This is a genomic window from Clostridium sp. CF012, assembly GCF_018861755.1.
GTDB lineage: Bacteria > Bacillota > Clostridia > Clostridiales > Clostridiaceae > Clostridium_AD.
Genome location: NZ_JAHLEF010000130.1, coordinates 1 through 666, shown reverse-complemented (window position 1 = coordinate 666; position 666 = coordinate 1). Strand labels below are relative to the sequence as shown.

1 protein-coding gene is annotated in these 666 nt (G+C 31.2%); it reads right to left on the bottom strand.

Annotation, left to right across the window (positions count from 1 at the left end; translation table 11 throughout):
* Positions 1–666 (bottom strand): LacI family DNA-binding transcriptional regulator (locus tag KPL50_RS26675; RefSeq protein ID WP_253200833.1); only part of this gene is annotated, 666 nt, incomplete at both ends.

The window sequence follows — 666 nt, the reverse complement described above, 5'->3', positions numbered from 1 at the left end:
AATCCACACTGTGTATTTATAATGGAATTGTCGTCTAGTTTTAAACCATTCTTATTCATTCCAACTAGAAATCCTTCTTTCTTTTGCTCTGCACTGTAGGTATCCATATCTTTTATGTATACTATATCTGAATGGCCTTTCTCAAAGAGATGATCAACACACATAGAAATACCATAAGAGTCATCTACTAATACTGAGTAGGTATTTTCCATATCTAAAAATCCATTTTGAAGTACTGTTGGAATATGATTAAGATACGCGGAAATTGATGATTGTATATCTTTATTATTAAATACTGACCCCATTAAAATAATTCCATCTATATTTCGCTCAGATAACATTTTAATATAATTTATGCTTTCCTCGGTCCTTGCACCGGTATTGCAAAGCATAACAGAATAACCCAACTTGTTAAATTCTCTCTCCATTATGTAGGCAGACTTCGCATGATGCATATCAGTAATATTAGTTGTAACGATGCCTATAGATTTCATAGATTTAGTTACTAAACCTCTGGCTATAGCATTGGGTATATAATTATATTTTTTTAAAACCTTTTCAACCTTATCTTTAGTTTTCTTACTAATATTTTCTTTGTGGTTAAGAACTCTAGACACGGTGGTTATAGAGACACCGGCTTCTTTTGCAATATCATATATATTCAAA